Origin of the sequence: Lentibacillus songyuanensis, from assembly GCF_039548255.1 — a bacterium.
GTDB classification, from domain to species: Bacteria; Bacillota; Bacilli; order Bacillales; family Amphibacillaceae; genus Lentibacillus_C; species Lentibacillus_C songyuanensis.
The window spans coordinates 168392-187761 of record NZ_JBCLVH010000004.1; the positions used below are offsets into that span (position 1 = coordinate 168392).

A 19370-nucleotide genomic window follows, 5' to 3' on the forward strand; every position below is an offset into this window, starting at 1 on the left:
TGGTGGGTACAGAAGAAGATGAAGCGATTGTTTCCTTTCCTTAATACCGAGAAATCCGGTGATAGTGGATTTCTCGGTATTTGTATGGATGTGGCAATCTGTCTGGGAAGGGATGCGACTGAAAAGGGAAGCATCAATCTGGGTGGCGGGCGCGTCGGGATTCGGGAGCGGACGAATTTACCGGAGAACGAGGTTATCGATCGAGAAGCGGAAAATATCGACCCAGGAACAAGTGCATCGACCGAGGCACGGAAAACATCGACCCAGGAATGAGCCCATCAACCGAGAAGTGGGAAATATCGACCCAGGAACGAGCGAATCGACCAAGGCACGGAAAACATCGACCCAGGAACGAGCGCATCGACCGAGGCACGGAAAACATCGACCCAGGAATGAGCGCATCGACCGAGGCACGTGCAACATCAACCCAGGAACGAGCGAATCGACCAAGGCACGGAAAACATCGACCCACGCATGGGCGGATCGACCGAGGAACGGGAAACATCGACCCAAGAACAAGCGCATCGACCGAGGCACGTGCAACATCAACCCAGGAATGAGCGAATCGACCGAGGCACGTGCAACATCGACCCAAGAACGAGCGAATCGACCGAGGCACGGGAAATATCGACCCAGGAACGAGCGAATCGACCAAGGCACGGAAAACATCGACCCACGCATGGGCGGATCGACCGAGGAACGGGAAACATCGACCCAAGAACAAGCGCATCGACCGAGGCACGTGCAACATCAACCCAGGAATGAGCGAATCGACCGAGGCACGGGAAACATCGACCCAAGAACGAGCGAATCGACCGAGGCACGTGCAACATCAACCCAGGAACGAGCGCATCGACCGGGAAGTGGAAAACATCAACCTAGCGATCACTATTGGTTCAAAGTGATGAATCAAACTAAGAACGTTATATATTTTGATCGAATTATATTAGTCAAAGGTATCTAAAATTGATTGGAACTTTCCTGGGAAAATGGTGTCTTGGGGATAATCATCGAGTTCCGGTGCGTAATAAATTCTTGCACTGTTTTGGCCTGTATATTTTAAACTCAATGAATTTAGTAATTTGTAGACAACGCGTGGAGAATCAATATTCAGTAAACTGCGGCATTGTCTGTTTGTTATAGTGCTATGATGAAGGAGAAAATAATCTAAAATGATTTGTTCATGCAAATTGCTTTCTATCGTGTGACATTTTTGGCATACCCATTTACCGCGCGCGCGTTTTATTGATGGTTGTCCGCATTCGGGACACGTAATAGCGGTTTTTAAATGGCGTTCTTGTACGTTGAATTGCTTTATCAAATTAGGGTGAAGCGGCGTATTCCAATTTAAAATAGTGTTACTCAATTTGCTGATTTCTGTAGCAAGTAATACTTTACTTGTATATTTCTCGGTAATTTTATTTAGCGTCAAATGCAAATTTTCGTTCCGGATCAATTTTAGGTAAATAGCAGGATCGTCTTGTTTGATATTAATAATGGTAGAAGGGTTAGCGTTAACCACTAATGTATCAATGGGAATGGATATGTTTAGTTGCTGTAGCCAAGCTTTTAAATGTTCCTTTTGCGTTTCAGCCTGTAGTATCGGGTCTTGTAAAGCAATCTTTTTTTCACTATTAATTTGCACTAATTGCCTTAATTTGCTGTCATACTCTATAATACCAGCAAGGTTTTTAATTTCTAAAATCAAGATAAACTTTTCATAAATAATTAATGTGTCAATTTGGAAATGAACGTTGTGGATTTTTAATCGAATATCGTGAAGGACGAAGAAGTTTTTTTGGGGGAATTGCATCAAGTTGTAATCAACAGTCTTTTCCCCTTGGTAGCCTGCATGAAAGCGTTGGTAGTTTTCACGAAGTTTTCGGTTTGTTCTGTAACGACCGTTCAAATTGCGGAAAAGTGCTTCGTAACATAAAATAATATACGGTTTTTTTCTATATTTGATTGTTCTCAATGGATTACTCCTTCCATAATGTATTTCGTCTTATAACACAATTCGACAAAAGGTTAAAAAATCCTTTATTTTTTAGAAACTTTTTTGATTAATTTTAATATGTGGGGTTGTCAAGAGGTATAAATGGGCTAATCGAAACCATGATGACGTTGCAAATAAGTAACAGAAAATCAAGTATCGTTAGCTTGAAACCAATGCTTCAAACCCACGAACGAGGCTGTCGATCGAGAAGCGAAAAACATCGACCCAAGAACGAGCGCATCGACCGAAGAGCGAAAAACATCGACCCAAGAATGAGCGCATCGACCGAGGAACGGGAAACATCGACCCGCGAATGGGCGGATCGACCGAAAATGTGAAAACATCGACCCAAGAACGGGCGCATCGACCGAGGAACGGGAAACATCGACCCAGGAATGAGCGCATCGACCAAGGAACGGAAAACATCGACCCAAGAACGAGCGCATCGACCGAGGAACGGGAAACATCGACCCAAGAACAGGCGCATCGACCGAAGAGCGGAAAACATCGACCCAAGAATAGGCGCATCGACCGAGGAACGGGAAACATCGCCCCAAGCACGAGCGCATCGACCGAGGAACGGGAAACATCGCCCCAAGCACGAGCGCATCGACCGAGGAACGGGAAACATCGATCCAAGAACGAGCGAATCGACCGAGGAACGGGAACATCAACCCAAGAGCGAGCGCATCGACCGAAAAGCGACGAACATCGACCCGCGAACGCACATATCGACCGAAACGTGACGAACATCGACCCCCCTCGAATGAGGATATTAACCGTAACCTGTTCCAAGTCCATGTTCACCTGTCACCTGCATACATAAAATGGGACAATGGACCTGACCGCATGTCAGAGTTCCTATTTTTTTTGTATTTTTTGCAGTTAATTGTTGAAATTTGTGGTAAAATATTATATTAGTAGCATTATGTCCTCTGACAGATGCGCGATAGTACAGAGCTAAGGAGGATCTTGATTCATGTTTTCTAGGGATATTGGAATTGATCTTGGGACGGCTAATGTTTTGATTCATTTGAAGGGTAAAGGAATTGTACTGAATGAGCCTTCCGTTGTTGCAATGGACCGCACGACAGGCAAAGTGCTGGAAGTGGGCGAATCTGCACGAAGAATGGTTGGGCGTACACCAGGGAATATTGAGGCAATCCGTCCGTTGCAGGATGGCGTTATTGCAGATTTTGATGTGACAGAAGCGATGTTAAAACATTTTATTGATAAAATTAATGTAAAAGGTTTTTTATCGAAACCAAGAATGTTGATTTGTTGCCCAACGAATATCACTAAGGTGGAGCAAAAGGCAATTAAGGAAGCGGCAGAGAAGTCTGGCGGAAAGCGGGTTTACTTGGAAGAAGAGCCTAAGGTTGCAGCGATTGGATCCGGTATGGAAATTTTTCAGCCTAGCGGGAATATGGTTGTTGATATTGGTGGCGGTACCACGGATGTTGCTGTGTTATCCATGGGGGACATCGTAACCGCGAAGTCGATTAAAATGGCCGGCGATAAATTTGATGGGGAAATTCTTCAATATATTAAGAAAAAGTATAAATTGCTTATTGGAGAACGTACGGCTGAGGATATCAAGATTAATGTAGCAACTGTTTTTAAAGATTCGCGCAAAGAAGAAATGGATATTCGCGGACGTGATATGGTATCGGGATTACCACGAACAATTACCGTTTATTCGGATGAAATTGAAGAAGCACTCCATGAATCAGCGGGATTAATTACACAAGCCGCAAAGTCCGTGCTTGAGCATACACCACCGGAATTATCCGCAGACATTATCGATCGTGGTGTTATTCTCACAGGTGGTGGCGCATTAATTCATGGCATTGATCAGCTGTTAGCCGAAGAATTAAAGGTTCCTGTGTTTATTTCAGAAGAACCAATGAATTGTGTTGCCAAAGGAACCGGTATCATGCTCGAAAATATTGACAAAATTGAGCGTCGCAAAATTGTTTAGTATCGGATTCTAAAAGGTACACCTCTATTAGATAGACAAGCAAGGGTATTTCTTTTTGGATAGGGATTTTCGCATCGGAAAATCCCTATGGGTCGTCGGTATAAAGTATATACCCTGTTTGCCATTACATAAACGTATTTTTTTGAATTTTACAGGTGAAAACGAAATACATAAATCAATACAGGGATAACATCATGAAAACGATACTCCAAAAAGGGAGCGTGACGGAAATGCTTAGAGGTTTTTATACAGCTGCTAGCGGGATGATTGCCCAACAGCGACAGCAGGAAGCATTGTCCAATAATATTGCCAATGCGAATACTCCTGGGTACAAGGAAGATCAGTCAACATTGCGTGCCTTCCCGGAAATGTTAATGAAACAAATGGGCGGCAACACGGTTCCGACAACGAGAGGATTAAATATACCGGTCAACCAGCCGATTGGATCGTTAAATACAGGGGTTTATGTTCAGGAGGGTGTCCCGGACTTTTCCCAAGGTGATATTCGAGAAACCGGAAATGAAGCGGATATGGCATTATTAAATGGTGAATTACCGGATGAAGCGGGCTCTATGTTTTTTATGGTACAGAATGAAGCAGGGGAACAGCGCTATACTCGGAATGGAAATTTTACCGTTGATGGTCAGGGTTTTTTGGTGACGAATCAGGGGTATTATGTATTGGACCAAGGTGGAAATCCAATCCAAACGAACGGCAGACATATGACGGTTACCCAAGATGGTGTTATTCAAATGGACGGCCAAGCGGTCCCACTTGGGATTGCCTATACGGCCAATGCGAATGAACTTGAAAAAGAAGGAAATGGATTATTCAGCGGAGAAGCTGGAGCAGTTCCAGGGGATGCAACGTTTACCGTCAAGCAGGGTTTTCTGGAGCGTTCTAATGTGAACTCATTACAAGCAATGTCGGAAATGATGCAATCGTACCGTAATTTTGAAACGAATCAGCGTGTATTAAAAGCGTATGATGAGAGTATGGGAAAAGCAGTTAATGACATTGCACGACTAGGGTAGGGAGGAATCACGATGTCGCGATCCATGATTCAAGCTGCAGTGACAATGAACCAGTTACAACAGAAACTTGATTTAATTGGCAATAACCTGGCAAACAGTCAAACCACTGGATATAAATCACGTGACGCCGACTTTGCTTCGTTATTATTTCAACAAATCGACAACCTGAAGAACCCTGACAACGAACCGGCACGGCTCACTCCTGATGGGGTTCGGATTGGCTCAGGTGCGATATTGGGACATACGAATAGAAATACCGCCCTTGGCTCATGGAAGGAAACCGATCGAGCACTGGATACAGCATTACGTGGGGAAAATCAATTATTTCAAATTCAAGTGAGCCATAACGGGGAGCCGGAAACATATTATACAAGAGATGGCGCATTTTACCTTAGCCCGATGAATGATCAGCAAACGGTTATGCTGACAACGAAAGATGGACACCCGGTTATCGGTGAAAATGGGCCGATTACATTTGCAGATGGATTTGATGCTATTTCCATTCAGCAAAATGGGGAAATTGTGGTGAGACGGGACAATCAAACGGAAACGGTAGGTAAATTGGCGATTGTGGAAACGACCCGTCCGCAACTGTTAGAAGCGACGGGAGAAAATGCGTATCGATTGCCCAATTTAGCTGAAGCAAATATTGAGCTTGGCCAAGTCATCCAAGCAGTCAACCCCAATGCAGATGTCGTCAAAAGTGGTGTCCTGGAGCAATCCAACGTCGACATGGCAAAGCAAATGAACGATATGATTATGACCCAGCGAGCCTATCAAATGAATGGCAAGACCATTACGATGGGAGATCAGATGATGGGTCTTGTGAACCAACTCCGGTAGAATAGTGCCTGCGAGTATGAGAAATGTGTCGATTCTATGTAACTTGTATTTGGCTGCTAGTGTCTAACATGAAGTTCAAAATGAGGAAACTCCTAACTTCGTGCACATTATTGACGAAACACACAAAAATCACTATAGTAGTTTTATGATAGTTAGTGTAATAGATTTATCTGTCCAAAGGAATGTAAATGGTACATTTTGAACGCAAGAAAGTAAGGAGAACCGCCTCATGTCCACCAACCAATCAAAAAAACCTGTTGATGATCAGCGGCCAAACGACAGCTTTTTAAAAAGCATGCTTAAAAAAGGCAAACGATTGCTGAAACGCATACAGGATTTACTGGAACAAACAGCGAAGCAATGCAAACCATTACTTGGAAAACTGCGTAACCTATGGAAGAAATTGCTTCAAAAAAGCAAAGTGGGCTTAAGCAAGCTGATCGTTCTTTTGAAAAAGCTGATGAACAAGGTGAAATATAAATTACGGGATTGCCAGCGATGGTTGAAGCAATATTGGGAAAAGCGTCGAGAAGCCATGGTGGAAAAGAAATCACGCGCCGAACGATTAAAGAAACAGGTAACGCAAGTATCAGCAGCCCAGCCGCAGGAAGATGCAAAGAAAACACCTGTTGAGCAGACGAGGACACAAGTCGATCCCGTATCGGATGGACAAGCCGCTGTGAAAACGCGTAAGCAGCATAAGCAACACCTGAAGCAACAGAAAAAACAACGAAAAAAGCCGCGCCGTCGTATTTTCCCGATATGGCTGCGAATTGTTGTTGTCGTTGTGTTTTTGGTTATTGCCTTAATAAGCGGGGTAATGATCGGATTTGGTGTTATTGGTGATGGAAAGCCATTAGATGCCCTGGATAAGAGTACATGGCAGCATATCATTGATATTGTGAAGAAGGAAAAATAAATCGAAAGGCATGGCTGTCCGCACAGCCATGCCTTTCGATTTTGCTCTTTTTGTTACGGCTTTCTCCCACCTGTGACGAGTCGTATGATTAATACAATAACGGCAATAACAAGTAAAACGTGGATGAGGCCACCTGCTACTTTAAAGAATAGCCCAAGCGCCCATAGTACAAGCAGGATAATAAAGATTGTCCATAGCATCGTATCACTCCTCGTTAGCCTTAACATGTCCCAACTTGTCGCTGTTCATACGCAAAATAGAGACGTTGTGATATCATTCATGTACCTTCTTTTTCAACAGTTCAAACAATCTTTGCTATAATGAAGGAAAATAGATGAGAAAAAGGAGCGAATGGTTATGATGGATGTGCAACAAATTAAGGAAACGATTCCGCATCGCTATCCATTTTTACTGGTGGACAAGATTACGGAGGTTGAGGAAGGAAAACGTGTTGCGGGAATTAAAAATGTATCGATTAATGAGCCATTTTTTCAAGGACATTTTCCCGACTATCCAGTGATGCCTGGTGTGTTAATTATTGAGGCGCTTGCTCAAGTTGGCGCGATCACCATGTTAGGCAAGGAAGAGAATAAAGGGAAAATTGGTTTTCTGGCAGGTGTGGATAAATGCCGATTTAAGCGGCAAGTAAAACCTGGTGATCAGTTGAACTTAGAGGTTGAAATTCTACGGTTAAAAGGGCCGATCGGAAAGGGAAAAGGAGTTGCAACAGTTGATGGTGAAGTTGCCTGTGAAGCAGAGATTATGTTTGCAATAAAGTAAACTAACTTTTACGCATCGACGTACCGGTAATAGGCAAGGATACATAACGACGAGGACAATTGATATCGGTTTTGCCTTCTCTCTTAAAAGCAAAAAGACGGATATCAACTGTCCATTACTTGTTTATACTTCTACATCTACTATGTTGCCCAACGTTGGATGTGGGGCATTAGACTCAGGTGACAGCATTTCCATCAGCTGCTGTCCCTGTTGTTCCGCGATCCCCATAGCTTTATCCATAATGGCAAGGCTGGCATCTGAACGGGCTTGATTGGTTGCCATAACGGCCGACATTGCCGCGATATCCACAAATATCACCCCTCCATCCAAGTATAGCACAAGAGCCTCTGTATTTGTGAACACTTTTCAAACAACTGGATTATTAATTAGAAAAAATTCCAAAATAATAGTACAATAGTCTCATTATAATGTGTAGGGGATGATGGCGTTGAAGTCGCTGATATATGACATAACTCCAGATACCAAAGCAATTATGATCAAAGACTCCAGTTATTATCGATCACTCATTCTGGAAACGGGACGTGAAAGAATTTCCGTTTACAAGCCGGAATATATTATCGAACATAGTTGTGTTACCAACGGGGCTTCATTGGTGGGAAGGCGAACTGCAGTCGAACAGATCTTAAAAACCCGCAGCAAATTGCCAATTCCAGTTGCTCCCCGTAAAGATGTATATATGTTCCCAACCGCCTCTGTCAAAAACAAGGATTGTGTATGGTTGTCTTATTATCATGTACATTATTTTGAACAGCGGGATGACAAAACGTTTGTTGCCTTTTATGATGGTACCGGCCTCTATGTTAATGCCTCAGAAGCAGCAGTGGATATGCAATTTAAGAAAGCCAGCCAGGTAATTGCACAAATGAAGGGCCCCGATTTCGAGTCTGTATAAGGGTAGGCTGTTGTACAAATTAAATTCACACAAAAATATCACTTTTCACACTTGCCCATGCATAATACTCCATGTATGATGAAGGAAGATAGAGAACTAAGGTAACGGGGAGAGGTAGTGACTAGTGATAATCCCATGTGAACGGGCGATAAGGTAATTTTTTTAAACAAATCCCTTTCACTTTTTCAGTAGTCTCGACCTATCCCCATGTCTTATTGGAGGGGTTACGTGGATGAAAAAGGTAGGCTTAGCGCTGATGGTAATTGTCGTTGGATTACTTGCAGCATGCAGTTCAAACGATGATACAAAGGAAGATAAGGGGGAAACGGCCACACCTGTGGAAACGGCGAAAGTGGAGCAGGGAGATTTAGTGACGAAAAAAATGCTCTATGGCCGCACAGCACCAGCCTCGACAACTCCGGTCATGGTTGAAATCCCCGGAGAGATAACGGCACTTAAGGTGGCAAATGGAGACAAGGTTGCAAAGGATGACTTGATCGCCACCATATCCGGCCAGCATATTTATGCATCAAAGGAAGGTGTGATTACCAATTTGTCAGCTGACGAAGGATCAATGGTATCCAATTCCGATCCATTAGCGGTCATTGCTGATTTGGATATATTGAAAATACAGATGAATGTCACCGCTGACGAAATGGATTTATTGAATAAAGATGATACACATAAGGCGGTCATTGATGGCAAAAAGATACAAGCGAAAATTTCCTCCATGGATAAAGTACCGAATGACATGGCACTTTTCCCGGTAGAGGCAACATTCGATAATGACGATGGGAAGCTGCTGCCAGGGGAGGTTGCCAAACTAGCTGTTCCCCAAAAGAAAGTAAAAGACGCTCTTATCGTGCCTACCGCTGCGATTGTACAGGAAAACGGCCAATCATTTGTGTTTATCCGGAATAACGATACGGTCACGAAAACCGAAGTAACCGTCACGGAAACACAATCTGACCAATCGGCCGTCAAAGGTGATCTAAAGAAAGGTATGGAGGTCGTCATAAGTGGACAACAATCACTTGATGATGGTAGTAAGGTTAAGGTAGTGAAAGCGGGGAATCCATCGTGAAACTAGTAAACACCTCTGTCAAACGACCAGTCGGGGTAATCATGATCGTTTTGGCGATTCTGGCATTGGGTGTTGTATCGATGCGGAATCTCGTGGTGGATTTATTCCCTAAAATCGATCTTCCCATTGCCGTTGTTGCGACTACATATCAAGATGCAGCCCCACAGGAAGTGGAAAATCTAGTAAGCCGGCCAATTGAATCATCGGTTAGTTCTGTCGAGGGAATTGATACAGTACAAACCCAATCACAATCCGGATCATCATTGGTGGTCATGATGTTTAAAAATGGGACCGATCTGGATCAGGCGCTGATCGATGTTCGGGAAAAGATTGACCAAGTGAAAGAGGCGCTGCCGGATACTGCCGGAGATCCAAGTGTCCTGCGATTTAATCCGGATCAAATGCCTGTTATATGGGTGGGGTTAACCGGTGAAGATGCTGCATCCTTAACGAAAATCGCTGATGAACAATTGACACCATATTTTGAACGGCAAGGTGGAGTGGCGTCAGTTACCGTGGATGGTGCCAAGGAACGGGAAATTCAGCTCGTTATGGATCAGGCAAAATTACAGCAGTATGGGATAACGCCAGATACACTAGTGCAGGCGTTGAATGGTGACAATCAATCTGCCTCTGCTGGCTCGGTGGATAAAGGGAACCAGGATTTGCAAATTAGGGTAACGGGTGAGTTTGACTCGGTTGAAGATATAAAACAAACGATTGTTCAAACCGAAAATGGCACAAAAGTCCACGTAGCGGATGTTGCCGAGCTAAATGATACATTTAAAGATCCCGCAACAAAGACGCTGGTTAATGGTAAACCCTCGATCGTCATGAGCTTCATGAAGAAAACAGACGCAAACACGGTCGATGTTGCGGATAATGTCAGGGACAGCATGGATGAGATAAAGGATCAGCTTCCAGACGATGTCGATTTAGACGTGATTATGGATACATCGGACTTTATCAAACTATCCATTAGCTCGGTCGTCCAGAATATTTTACTTGGCGGCATTATTTCGGTGTTAGTTTTACTGCTGTTTTTAAAAAGCCTTCGTGCGACAATTGTTATCGGTATATCGATCCCAATTGCGATTATATCCACGTTTGCGTTGATGTATTTTACTGGCGAGACATTGAACGTATTAACGTTGGGCGGTTTGGCGCTGGGACTTGGGATGATGGTCGACAGTTCGATTGTCATTTTGGAGAATATCTATTCCTACCGACAACGCGGATATAGCCTGTTTGAATCAGCGACAAAAGGAGCTTCAGAATTGGCGCCGGCTGTCATTGCCTCCACGACAACAACCGTAGTGGTATTTTTACCGATTGTCTATGTGGAAGGGATCGCATCTGATTTATTCACTCCGCTGGCATTAACGGTTTCCTTTTCGTTGATTGCTTCCTTAATTGCAGCGGTTACACTCGTGCCAATGTTATCGTCCAAACTATTATCCAAGGCAATGGAGGATAATGGGCGCCGCTATTGGTTTGATCGGGTGCTAACACGGGTCAATAATGGTTATCAGCGTGTGTTACGATGGGTGCTTAAGCATCGGAAAACGACCATTTTCGGAACGTTGGCCGCAATCATTGCCAGTGTTTGCCTGATACCGTTTATCGGTGCTGAATTTATTCCATCCTCAGATGAGGGGCAAATCCAAATTCAGGTCGAAACGCCCGCTGGAAGCTCACTGGAGTATACAGAAAAAGTTGTCGAGCAAGTAAATGATGTCGTAGCCAACTACGATGATGTTATGGAAACTAATTTTAGTGAGGTTGGGAATGATGAGCTTGGCATTAGTTCAAGCACGAATCAAGCGAGCTTTACCATCCAGCTGATTAAAGCATCAGAGCGGGGGCAAACAACGTCAGAGGTAGTCCAGGAGATGAACGGGGCAGTGCAAAAGATTGCTGGTGCCGATATTACGGTTAGTTCAGCAGATAGTGGACTTGGTATGGGAACCCCGGTCCAGATTGAATTGAAAGGGCCGGAGCATGACGTGTTGCGTGAGTTGGGAGATCGGGTAGTAGATGAAATTTCCAATGTGAAGGGTGTTTACAATCCAGAATCATCCGCAGCAGCAGGAATCCCACAGCAAACCGTTGCAATTGATAAAGAAAAAGCAGCAATGTACGGCTTATCACAACAGCAAATTACCAGTCAAATCCAGCTGTTGTTTACGGGGCAAGTGGCAACGAAATATCGGGAGGCGGGACACGAAATGGACGTCACGCTGATTTATCCTGAGGATGAGCACAGTACCATTAATGATTTAGAAAATATGACGATTCAAACGCCAAAAGGAGCGACGATTCCACTGGAGGAAGTGGCCGTTTTTGAGGAAGTACAAGGTCCTGTTGCATTATCAAGGGAAAACCAACAGCCGCAAATCAGCGTGTCCAGCGATATCGTTGATCGTGACTTGGCAAGTGTGACGTCAGATATCGAAACACAATTGGATGCAATGAACTTTCCAGATGGATATAGTTACTCCATTGGTGGCCAGGCGGAGGATATGGCTGATTCCTTTGCTGATTTGGCACTCGCGCTCGTATTTTCAATCTTTCTGGTTTACGCGGTCATGGCGGTCCAATTTGAGAACTTCTTGTTTCCGTTGATTATCATGTTCTCCATGCCGGCAACCGTTATCGGAATTATATTAGGTTTGCTCGTAACCGGACTGCCATTAAGTATTCCAGCGTTTATTGGGGTCATCATGCTCGCTGGGATTGTGGTCAATAATTCGATTGTACTGGTGGATTATATCAATATTCTCAGGCGGCGCGGAATGGATCGCTATGAGGCCATTTTACAAGCGGGTCCAAGTAGAATGCGGCCAATCCTGATGACAACTTTAACAACCATCTTGGGAATGGTGCCCCTTGCTTTGGCGCTTGGTGAAGGAGCGGAGACACAACAACCACTAGCCGTAACGATCATTTTCGGGCTAGGTGTTTCCAGTATCTTTACGTTGTTATTAATTCCGGTTGTTTACACGCTGTTTGACGACTTGACGGCGAAAATTACGAGAAGAGGGAAGTGAGAAGAGGAGACAAGGGACAGGACTCGAGTCTCCCAATGATAAAGGATATATAGAGTTTCTACTATCGTCTGTGTTCCGACTGTAAAGGAGCTTATAAAGATGTTTTAATTATTTTATTATCTTCATAGGCTGGTAGATTATTCTATGTTAAAATAGGGTAAATATATTATAAAGACTTCTCATATTGGTGATCCTAACATATGTAACACTATAGATTATATATGTTAGGAGGCTGGCTAATGGGGAGGAAAAAGGATGATGAAGATATGAATGCAACTCAAGGGGAACCTCAAAAAACGAATCAAGCTCAAAAAGCAGAAGAAAGTTTTAAAAAGTTGGTTAAAGCAAATGGTAAAGCTCTGGAGAAGCTTAGTAAGCTCTAATGGACGTTGAATATCTAACAATAGGAGGTGTAGAACGCATTCATGATTTAGTGCTTGATAGAGATGGTGGTATTAGAGGAAGGCATCCGGGTAAATTAGAAGCCAAACTTGCGCTGCCTATGTCCGGGTTTGGGGATTATGAAAGGTTTCCGACGATTGCAGAGAAAGCAGCTGCCTATTTGTATGAGTTCGCAGTTGGACATTGTTTTATGGATGGTAATAAGAGAACAGCGTACGCAGCGACGTTTATGTTTTTAGATATAAATGGATTTGAACTAATTTGCGAAGATGATGAAGTTGTGTCTTTTGTATCTGCGGTAGCAAATGATGAAACGAGACCCTCTTTTAAAAAAGTTGTTGATTGGATAAAAGAGCATATTCATGAATGTGAATAGCTATTTCGTATATTTATGCGGGATAGCTATTCTTTTGCTATATCTAATGTTCCACTTTCACTGAATATGCCACTACCACACGCAAATTTCATCCTTGGCTCGATCAACTTTTACGCTCATACGATCAACTTTGTGTTCAGCCACATTTTGTGGTCTCATCGTTTTTTAATGATAAGTTGGGTGATCGCTTCGGAGAACATGATTCCAATGGCGATAGCGCCAGATAGGAGCATGACCTTGGTCGCTAATTGGACTCCTGCATAATAATCGTTTACGACAAAGTGACGCATGGCATCATATGCGCTTCCGCCGGGGACAAGCGGGATGATTCCGGATACGATGAAAATGATGATCGGCGTTTTAAACAATTTGGCGCAAACTTGGCATAATGCACCTACTAACATGGCTGCAAACACAGTGGCCGGGACAGGATCCATTCCCTTAGCAGCAAGCAAATAATACAATATCCATCCTAGCATACCGACAAGACCGCATTGGATCAGTGATTTTCTTGGAGCGTTGAATAATATCCCGAACCCGGCTGCGGCAATGAAGCTAGTTAAAAGCTGTGCGACAATCATCATCGAGGTTTTCTCCTTTCTAAGAGGTAAAATAATTATGACGCTATTCTGATCGGGATCGCGACGCCCTGTTGCAACGCTGAACTACCCTGCAGAAAATTACATTAATCCAACCACAAGGGCAACTCCAGCACCGATGGCAGAGGCTGTCAGAAATGCTTCGACTCCCTTGGATAACCCCGCAACTAAGTGTCCTGCCATTAAATCGCGGACTGCATTGGTAATAAGTAATCCAGGTACAAGCGGCATGACCGCTCCAATAATAATTTTATCCAGATTGGCACCCCAGCCATAAAAAATAAACATAAACGACAGCAGACCAATCAGAACAGATGCAAGAAATTCTGTAATAAATCGGGCTTCAAGGAACCGGTCGCCACCAAGCAATGCGGCGAATCCAGCACCGCCTGTCACAAAAGCGGGGAGGTAGTCTGGCCACGTCCCGCCGAACATAATGGCGAAACTGCCACTGACAAATGCAGCGGCAACAATTTGCATCCAGCCTGGAAATGTTAACTTGGCGTGATCTACCTTTTCCAGCATTTCTAAGGCATTGGTTACCCCCACTTCTCCTGCGGTGATTTTCCGAGAGATATTATTGACATTCGCGATTTTATGCAAATCTGTTGACCGGCTGGAAATCCGAATAAAATGGGTTGACTCAACCGGTCCAGTTGAAAAATTGATAACGGTTGGGGTGGCATAACTATGTGCATGGACAAGTCCGTATGCAGCGGCGATACGATTCATAGTATCCTCTACCCGGTGTGTCTCAGCGCCGCTTTCTAACGTGATTTTTCCTGCCAGCATGCAAACTTTGGAAATAGCATTTGAATCGTTCACGCGATAAACACCTCGCATATCGAAAATAAGATCACATACATGTCAACAGTATAATGTGAAATGAAACGAATGAAAAGTAAAACAGGTCATCTGGTGGTGGATGATCATTGGATCGCAGAGCAACGTATGTAAGAATGAGGGGCAGGTACATATATAGCGCCACTCGGATCGTTAAGCACCCCTTCTCGGTCGTTCAGCCCGGACTCCTGATCGCTTGGCGCATGTTCTCGATCGTTCAGCCTGTAATCTCGATCGCTTGGCGCATGTTCTCGATCGTTCAGCCTGTAATCCCGATCGCTTGGCTCCCGTCCTTGACCATTCAGCCTGCAATCCTGATCGCTTGACTCCCGTCCTCGACCATTCAGCCTGCGAACATTTTCAATAAAACAGTTTACAAATAAAAAATGATATCTTATTATAATAGTGAGTAATCACTCATTATAGAAAAATATAAAAAACATCTACCATCACATGATTGATACCTAAAAGGAGGGACAACGTATGATCACACTAAATGGGATTGAACAGCATTTTGGGGACGAAACTGTACTAAAACACATCGACATCTCAATACCTGACGGACAGCTGTTTGGATTGCTTGGGCCATCCGGTTCAGGGAAAACGACACTAGTTAAAATTATGATCGGTCTCATGCAGCCAACGAGTGGGTCCGTCATGATTGACCAACAGCAAATGCCGTCATTAAAGGTGATGCAGCAAATTGGTTACATGGCGCAGTCCGATGCGTTGTACAGTGAATTAACAGCAAGGCAGAATCTGGATTTTTTTGCAGGCATCTATGGGATTCCGAAAAAACAGCGCAAGCAACGAATCATCGACGTTGCCGAGATGGTGAATTTAACCGAGCATCTAGATAAAACACTGGAGAAGTATTCGGGTGGGATGAAGCGGAGGATGTCATTAGCGGTTGCACTCTTGCATCAGCCCAAATTACTCATTTTGGATGAGCCAACTGTCGGCATTGATCCGGTTCTACGGGCTTCTATTTGGAAAGAGTTAAAGGAACTGCAAAAACAGGGGACGACAATTATTGTGACAACCCATGTGATGGATGAAGCAGAAAAATGTGACAACCTGGCATTGCTACGGGATGGAAGTGTGATTGCGCATGGTAGTCCAGACAAATTAATCGCGGAGAGTGAAACAGATTCGCTGGAGGCAGCATTTTTATATTTCGGTGGTGAAACGAACGTAAACTAGGAGGTGGAGTGGATGCGAATACGAGCGATTATGAAACGAATTGTGCAGCAGTTTAAAATGGATAAACGGAGTCTGGCATTATTATTTATCGCGCCATTATTTGTGCTGACATTGCTGTGGGTTGTGCTGGACATGAAAGCGTATGAGCCGACGATTGCATTAACAGACGTCCCGGAAAAAGTACAGACAATATTAGAGGATGAGGATGCTGCCATCAAGGTGATGAGTGAGCAGCAAGCAAAAACAGCATTAGCAGAGGACACCATTGATGCGCATTTATCCTGGGGAGAAAACAAGTCGCAGGTAACAATGGAAGGCAGTGACCCGACGGCAACAAGGGCAGTAGAAGGATTATTAAGCAAGGTATCCAAGCAATTGAATCCTTTAGAATTAACGATTGATGTTCATTTTCTGCACGGATCAAGTGATTTACAATTGTTTGATAACATTGGCCCGGTTTTAATTGGATTATTCGTGTTCTTCTTTGTCTTCCTGTTAAGTGGCGTGTCCTTTTTGCGTGAGCGCACGCAAGGGACATTGGAACGGCTGCTGGCCACACCATTAAGACGCTGGGAAATTGTTGCTGGTTATATGGGCGGCTTTGGAGTGTTTATCATTTTGCAGTCGATTATCATTGTTCTTTATTCCGTGTATGTGCTGGGAATGTATATGGCCGGTTCGATTATCGCTGTTTTATGTATTACCTTTTTGCTGGCGATTGCCGCACAGAGTCTGGGAACATTATTATCAGCATATGCCAAAAATGAATTCCAGATGATCCAGTTCGTCCCGATTGCTATTGTCCCACAAGTGTTTTTTTCTGGAATATTTCATACCGAACAGGTTGGCTGGATCCATGCGATTGGCAAAATCATGCCGCTGACCTATGGCGGAGATGCCTTAAAGGAAATTATGCTTCGGGGACAGGGATTATCTTCTGTATGGGGCGATATTTGGGTGTTAGCAGGCTTTTCGCTGGTATTTATTTTGTTAAATATAGTAGCATTGAAAAAACATCGCCAATTGTAAAAGGTGTTCAAACCGATTATTATCCTCGTAATAATAAAGATCACAAGCTAGGAGAAGATAGTCATGGCAGATGACAACCAATCGATGACAGAGATTTTAAAGAAAACGGAAAAAATGACACCGAAACAGATCCGGATTTTGGAAGCGGCGATACAGCTGATCGCGGAAAAAGGGTATGCGGCAACATCAACAAGTGAGATTGCCGCAAAGGCTGGGGTGGCTGAGGGGACGATTTTTCGTCATTACCGAACCAAAAAGGAACTGCTTATGTCAATTGTCCATCCCGTTATTGCGCGGTTTGCTGTACCTGTGTTTGCTGAAAAATTCGTCGATGACGTGTTTCGCCGTCAACATAAACATTTTGAAGACTTTTTGTATGCCTTTATCAAGAATCGGTTTGCATTTGTTCAAGCCAATGTTCCGTTAATAAAAATTCTCGTGCAGGAAGTGGCGTTTCATCCGGAACTGCAAGCAGCGCTAAAGCAAAACTCCCTTGAAAAAGTTATCCCGGCATTGCAGCAGACGCTTGATTTTTATAAGGCAGAAGGAGAACTCCGTGATATGGCCAACGATCAGATTATTCGCATGATCGCGCCAACAGTACTTGGATTTTTGTTTACCCGCTTTATTGTACAGCCTGACCGTGATTGGGATGATGAGGCGGAGATCAAGCAGACCATTTCGTATCTGATGCATGGAATTGGAAAATAGGAAGAACCTAAAAAGAAGGGACACGGGGACGGGTCGAGGCCACTGAAAAAGGACACTATCCCGGAAAGTTGCGATTGAATTGTCTAGATGCCTGATTATTTTGTGCCCAACTCGATCGACTTTTCGCCCGGCACGATCAACTATCGGGCGTACTCGATCGACTTTTCGCCCGGCACGATCAACTATCGGGCGTAATCGATCAACTTTCGCCCGGCACGATCAACTATCGGACGTACTCGATCAACTATCGGGCTCACTTGATCACAGCAGATCCACAGACAAATAGTCGCACTTCTTCAGCAATCTCGGACAGGTCCATTGTTTCCCTTTTCGATGTCCGCTTACGATTCACATAGAAAATGACTGTGAGGAGCTATTATGTTTTATTTTAGTGATCTGTCCGTTGCATTTTTAATCGCACTCATCGCAACATTTTTGCTAACATTCCCGATCAAAAAGCTGGCCAGCAAGCTTGGCGTCATGGATCTGCCAAATAGCCGGAAAATCCATCGAAAGGCAATGCCAAGGATGGGCGGATTGGCGATTTTTCTGGGATCATTTCTTGGGATCATTTATTTACAGCCATATGGAACCTATTTCACGGAAATTTTCATTGGCGCAATCATTATTGTTATCACCGGCATCCTCGATGATAAATACCAGCTCCGGCCTGTGGTAAAGCTGATCGGCCAGTTGATCGCGGCCTTCTCGGTCATTTCATCGGGGCTGATCATTGAACGAATTACGATTCCCATTTTTGGGATGATCGACTTAGGTCCGATCAGTGTGCTTGTAACCATTCTATGGATTGTCGGCATCACCAATGCGATTAACTTGATTGACGGTCCTGATGGATTGGCTGCAGGTGTCACCACGATTGCCTTTATAAGTATGTTGATTATGGCGATCATTGATATGCGCATATTGGCAGCCTACTTTTGCGTGGTCCTTATCGGCGCTAATCTTGGTTTTTTGTATCATAATTTTCATCCGGCAAAAATTTATATGGGTGACACGGGATCGAATTTCCTGGGTTATATGATCGCCATCGTTTCTATCCTCGGTTTATTTAAAAATCTCACCTTGTTTGGCTTCATAATTCCAGTCATTCTGTTGGCTGTTCCGATTCTTGACACACTGTTTGCCATCGCCCGGCGTATTCGCAATGGGCAAAGTATCATGCTGCCGGACAATCAGCACATCCATTACCAGCTAATTGAAAAAGGGTTCAGCCACCGGCAAACAGTGGGGATCATTTATGGGTTTAGTGCCTTGTTTGGCGTGATTGCTATTTTGTTGTCAAACGCAACCATAACGGTAGCGGTGATTGTTATCTTTTTGGTACTCGTGCTGTTTCATTTCCTCGCCGAGCTGGGAGGATTCGTGATGAATGGAAAACGGCCAGCGCTGGATTTGGTGGGAAGGATGTTTAGGAAACATGGTAAGGGCTAAATTTTACGGAGTAAATACGGGATACTTAAAAATTGAGAAGCCCGTGGACTGAGTCGAGGGGCACCCCGAAGTCGGGAGAGAGTGCCCCGAAGTCGGGAGAGAGTGCCCGAAGTCGGGAGAGAGCGCCTTGAAGTCGGGAGAGAGTGCCCCGAAGT

23 protein-coding genes are annotated in these 19370 nt (G+C 44.1%); 18 read left to right on the forward strand and 5 right to left on the reverse strand.

The genetic code is table 11. From position 1 onward, the window contains the following. Positions 1 to 18 precede the first annotated feature (18 nt). Both WMZ97_RS06395 and WMZ97_RS06400 read left to right on the forward strand, forming a co-directional pair. On the forward strand, positions 19 to 273 hold the full coding sequence (locus tag WMZ97_RS06395) for a hypothetical protein (protein ID WP_343271254.1): 255 nt from the start codon (positions 19 to 21) through the stop codon (positions 271 to 273). Between the two features lie 16 nt (positions 274 to 289). Next, complete coding sequence (locus WMZ97_RS06400) at positions 290 to 964, forward strand: hypothetical protein (protein WP_343271255.1); 675 nt, start codon at positions 290 to 292, stop codon at positions 962 to 964. On the opposite strand, the gene WMZ97_RS06405 is transcribed toward WMZ97_RS06400, so the two are convergent. Further along, complete coding sequence (locus WMZ97_RS06405; protein WP_343271256.1) at positions 947 to 1975, reverse strand: NERD domain-containing protein; 1029 nt, start codon at positions 1973 to 1975, stop codon at positions 947 to 949. The genes WMZ97_RS06400 and WMZ97_RS06405 overlap by 18 nt on opposite strands. 140 nt (positions 1976 to 2115) lie before the next feature. Between WMZ97_RS06405 and WMZ97_RS06410 the strand changes: the two genes are divergently transcribed. The 6 genes from WMZ97_RS06410 to WMZ97_RS06435 all read left to right on the forward strand — a co-directional run bounded on the left by WMZ97_RS06410 (position 2116) and on the right by WMZ97_RS06435 (position 6773). Then, complete coding sequence (locus WMZ97_RS06410; protein WP_343271257.1) at positions 2116 to 2334, forward strand: hypothetical protein; 219 nt, start codon at positions 2116 to 2118, stop codon at positions 2332 to 2334. Continuing rightward, complete coding sequence (locus WMZ97_RS06415; RefSeq protein WP_343271258.1) at positions 2331 to 2822, forward strand: hypothetical protein; 492 nt, start codon at positions 2331 to 2333, stop codon at positions 2820 to 2822. Before WMZ97_RS06410 ends, WMZ97_RS06415 begins: the two co-directional genes overlap by 4 nt. Positions 2823 to 2975: 153 nt before the next feature. Further along, a complete protein-coding gene (mreB, locus tag WMZ97_RS06420) occupies positions 2976 to 3977 on the forward strand; it encodes a rod shape-determining protein (RefSeq protein WP_343271259.1) in 1002 nt (333 codons plus the stop codon). Between the two features lie 230 nt (positions 3978 to 4207). Then, entirely contained in the window at positions 4208 to 5011 is an 804-nt protein-coding gene (locus tag WMZ97_RS06425) for a flagellar hook-basal body protein (RefSeq protein WP_343271338.1), read from the forward strand. Positions 5012 to 5023: 12 nt separating this feature from the next. Continuing rightward, positions 5024 to 5854: a flagellar hook-basal body protein gene (locus WMZ97_RS06430; protein ID WP_343271260.1), complete on the forward strand. Its 831-nt coding sequence runs from the start codon at positions 5024 to 5026 to the stop codon at positions 5852 to 5854. Between the two features lie 229 nt (positions 5855 to 6083). Next, positions 6084 to 6773, forward strand: coding sequence for a DNA-directed RNA polymerase subunit beta (locus tag WMZ97_RS06435; RefSeq protein WP_343271261.1), 690 nt, complete (start codon positions 6084 to 6086; stop codon positions 6771 to 6773). 53 nt (positions 6774 to 6826) lie between these two features. Here the strand turns inward: WMZ97_RS06435 and WMZ97_RS06440 are convergent, their stop codons facing one another. Next, positions 6827 to 6973 carry a lmo0937 family membrane protein gene (locus WMZ97_RS06440; RefSeq protein WP_343271262.1) on the reverse strand — a complete coding sequence of 49 codons (147 nt, stop codon included), beginning with the start codon at positions 6971 to 6973 and terminating at the stop codon, positions 6827 to 6829. A gap of 157 nt (positions 6974 to 7130) precedes the next feature. Between WMZ97_RS06440 and fabZ the strand changes: the two genes are divergently transcribed. Further along, on the forward strand, positions 7131 to 7553 hold the full coding sequence (gene fabZ, locus WMZ97_RS06445) for a 3-hydroxyacyl-ACP dehydratase FabZ (protein ID WP_343271263.1): 423 nt from the start codon (positions 7131 to 7133) through the stop codon (positions 7551 to 7553). Positions 7554 to 7676: 123 nt separating this feature from the next. Here fabZ and WMZ97_RS06450 read toward each other — a convergent pair whose 3' ends face one another. Beyond that, entirely contained in the window at positions 7677 to 7862 is a 186-nt protein-coding gene (locus WMZ97_RS06450) for a YjfB family protein (RefSeq protein ID WP_343271264.1), read from the reverse strand. 133 nt (positions 7863 to 7995) lie between these two features. Here WMZ97_RS06450 and WMZ97_RS06455 point away from each other — a divergent pair, with 133 nt between their 5' ends. The 5 genes from WMZ97_RS06455 to WMZ97_RS06475 all read left to right on the forward strand — a co-directional run bounded on the left by WMZ97_RS06455 (position 7996) and on the right by WMZ97_RS06475 (position 13378). Then, complete coding sequence (locus WMZ97_RS06455; protein ID WP_343271339.1) at positions 7996 to 8466, forward strand: competence protein ComK; 471 nt, start codon at positions 7996 to 7998, stop codon at positions 8464 to 8466. 232 nt (positions 8467 to 8698) lie between these two features. Next, positions 8699 to 9550, forward strand: a complete 852-nt coding sequence (locus WMZ97_RS06460) for an efflux RND transporter periplasmic adaptor subunit (protein WP_343271265.1) — start codon at positions 8699 to 8701, stop codon at positions 9548 to 9550. Continuing rightward, positions 9547 to 12600 carry an efflux RND transporter permease subunit gene (locus WMZ97_RS06465; protein ID WP_343271266.1) on the forward strand — a complete coding sequence of 1018 codons (3054 nt, stop codon included), beginning with the start codon at positions 9547 to 9549 and terminating at the stop codon, positions 12598 to 12600. The genes WMZ97_RS06460 and WMZ97_RS06465 overlap by 4 nt, the downstream gene beginning before the upstream one ends. Positions 12601 to 12839: 239 nt before the next feature. Further along, positions 12840 to 12983: a hypothetical protein gene (locus WMZ97_RS06470; protein WP_343271267.1), complete on the forward strand. Its 144-nt coding sequence runs from the start codon at positions 12840 to 12842 to the stop codon at positions 12981 to 12983. Then, the gene (locus WMZ97_RS06475; protein ID WP_343271268.1) at positions 12983 to 13378 is read left to right on the forward strand and encodes a type II toxin-antitoxin system death-on-curing family toxin; all 396 of its coding nucleotides are present in this window, start codon (positions 12983 to 12985) and stop codon (positions 13376 to 13378) included. Before WMZ97_RS06470 ends, WMZ97_RS06475 begins: the two co-directional genes overlap by 1 nt. 155 nt (positions 13379 to 13533) lie before the next feature. Here the strand turns inward: WMZ97_RS06475 and WMZ97_RS06480 are convergent, their stop codons facing one another. Both WMZ97_RS06480 and WMZ97_RS06485 read right to left on the reverse strand, forming a co-directional pair. Next, on the reverse strand, positions 13534 to 13962 hold the full coding sequence (locus WMZ97_RS06480) for a threonine/serine exporter family protein (protein WP_343271269.1): 429 nt from the start codon (positions 13960 to 13962) through the stop codon (positions 13534 to 13536). 96 nt (positions 13963 to 14058) lie between these two features. Then, positions 14059 to 14802 carry a threonine/serine exporter family protein gene (locus WMZ97_RS06485; RefSeq protein ID WP_343271270.1) on the reverse strand — a complete coding sequence of 248 codons (744 nt, stop codon included), beginning with the start codon at positions 14800 to 14802 and terminating at the stop codon, positions 14059 to 14061. A 501-nt stretch (positions 14803 to 15303) separates the two neighbouring features. Here WMZ97_RS06485 and WMZ97_RS06490 point away from each other — a divergent pair. The 4 genes from WMZ97_RS06490 to WMZ97_RS06505 all read left to right on the forward strand — a co-directional run bounded on the left by WMZ97_RS06490 (position 15304) and on the right by WMZ97_RS06505 (position 19215). Then, positions 15304 to 16023: an ABC transporter ATP-binding protein gene (locus WMZ97_RS06490; RefSeq protein WP_343271271.1), complete on the forward strand. Its 720-nt coding sequence runs from the start codon at positions 15304 to 15306 to the stop codon at positions 16021 to 16023. A 12-nt stretch (positions 16024 to 16035) separates the two neighbouring features. Continuing rightward, the gene (locus WMZ97_RS06495; RefSeq protein ID WP_343271272.1) at positions 16036 to 17052 is read left to right on the forward strand and encodes an ABC transporter permease; all 1017 of its coding nucleotides are present in this window, start codon (positions 16036 to 16038) and stop codon (positions 17050 to 17052) included. A 63-nt stretch (positions 17053 to 17115) separates the two neighbouring features. Further along, positions 17116 to 17763: a TetR/AcrR family transcriptional regulator gene (locus WMZ97_RS06500; protein WP_343271273.1), complete on the forward strand. Its 648-nt coding sequence runs from the start codon at positions 17116 to 17118 to the stop codon at positions 17761 to 17763. A 378-nt stretch (positions 17764 to 18141) separates the two neighbouring features. Then, a complete protein-coding gene (locus tag WMZ97_RS06505; RefSeq protein ID WP_343271274.1) occupies positions 18142 to 19215 on the forward strand; it encodes a glycosyltransferase family 4 protein in 1074 nt (357 codons plus the stop codon). Positions 19216 to 19370 lie beyond the last annotated feature (155 nt).

What these genes read in the sequence shown, in the direction of transcription:
- WMZ97_RS06395 (WP_343271254.1), top strand. Translation starts at nt 19, where the DNA reads ATGAAGCGATTGTTTCCTTTCCTTAATACCGAGAAATCCGGTGATAGT.
- WMZ97_RS06410 (WP_343271257.1), top strand. Translation starts at nt 2,116, where the DNA reads ATGATGACGTTGCAAATAAGTAACAGAAAATCAAGTATCGTTAGCTTG.
- mreB (WP_343271259.1), top strand. Translation starts at nt 2,976, where the DNA reads ATGTTTTCTAGGGATATTGGAATTGATCTTGGGACGGCTAATGTTTTG.
- WMZ97_RS06425 (WP_343271338.1), top strand. Translation starts at nt 4,208, where the DNA reads ATGCTTAGAGGTTTTTATACAGCTGCTAGCGGGATGATTGCCCAACAG.
- WMZ97_RS06430 (WP_343271260.1), top strand. Translation starts at nt 5,024, where the DNA reads ATGTCGCGATCCATGATTCAAGCTGCAGTGACAATGAACCAGTTACAA.
- WMZ97_RS06435 (WP_343271261.1), top strand. Translation starts at nt 6,084, where the DNA reads ATGTCCACCAACCAATCAAAAAAACCTGTTGATGATCAGCGGCCAAAC.
- WMZ97_RS06440 (WP_343271262.1), bottom strand. Translation starts at nt 6,973, where the DNA reads ATGCTATGGACAATCTTTATTATCCTGCTTGTACTATGGGCGCTTGGG.
- fabZ (WP_343271263.1), top strand. Translation starts at nt 7,131, where the DNA reads ATGATGGATGTGCAACAAATTAAGGAAACGATTCCGCATCGCTATCCA.
- WMZ97_RS06455 (WP_343271339.1), top strand. Translation starts at nt 7,996, where the DNA reads ATGGCGTTGAAGTCGCTGATATATGACATAACTCCAGATACCAAAGCA.
- WMZ97_RS06460 (WP_343271265.1), top strand. Translation starts at nt 8,699, where the DNA reads ATGAAAAAGGTAGGCTTAGCGCTGATGGTAATTGTCGTTGGATTACTT.
- WMZ97_RS06470 (WP_343271267.1), top strand. Translation starts at nt 12,840, where the DNA reads ATGGGGAGGAAAAAGGATGATGAAGATATGAATGCAACTCAAGGGGAA.
- WMZ97_RS06475 (WP_343271268.1), top strand. Translation starts at nt 12,983, where the DNA reads ATGGACGTTGAATATCTAACAATAGGAGGTGTAGAACGCATTCATGAT.
- WMZ97_RS06480 (WP_343271269.1), bottom strand. Translation starts at nt 13,962, where the DNA reads ATGATGATTGTCGCACAGCTTTTAACTAGCTTCATTGCCGCAGCCGGG.
- WMZ97_RS06490 (WP_343271271.1), top strand. Translation starts at nt 15,304, where the DNA reads ATGATCACACTAAATGGGATTGAACAGCATTTTGGGGACGAAACTGTA.
- WMZ97_RS06495 (WP_343271272.1), top strand. Translation starts at nt 16,036, where the DNA reads ATGCGAATACGAGCGATTATGAAACGAATTGTGCAGCAGTTTAAAATG.
- WMZ97_RS06500 (WP_343271273.1), top strand. Translation starts at nt 17,116, where the DNA reads ATGGCAGATGACAACCAATCGATGACAGAGATTTTAAAGAAAACGGAA.
- WMZ97_RS06505 (WP_343271274.1), top strand. Translation starts at nt 18,142, where the DNA reads ATGTTTTATTTTAGTGATCTGTCCGTTGCATTTTTAATCGCACTCATC.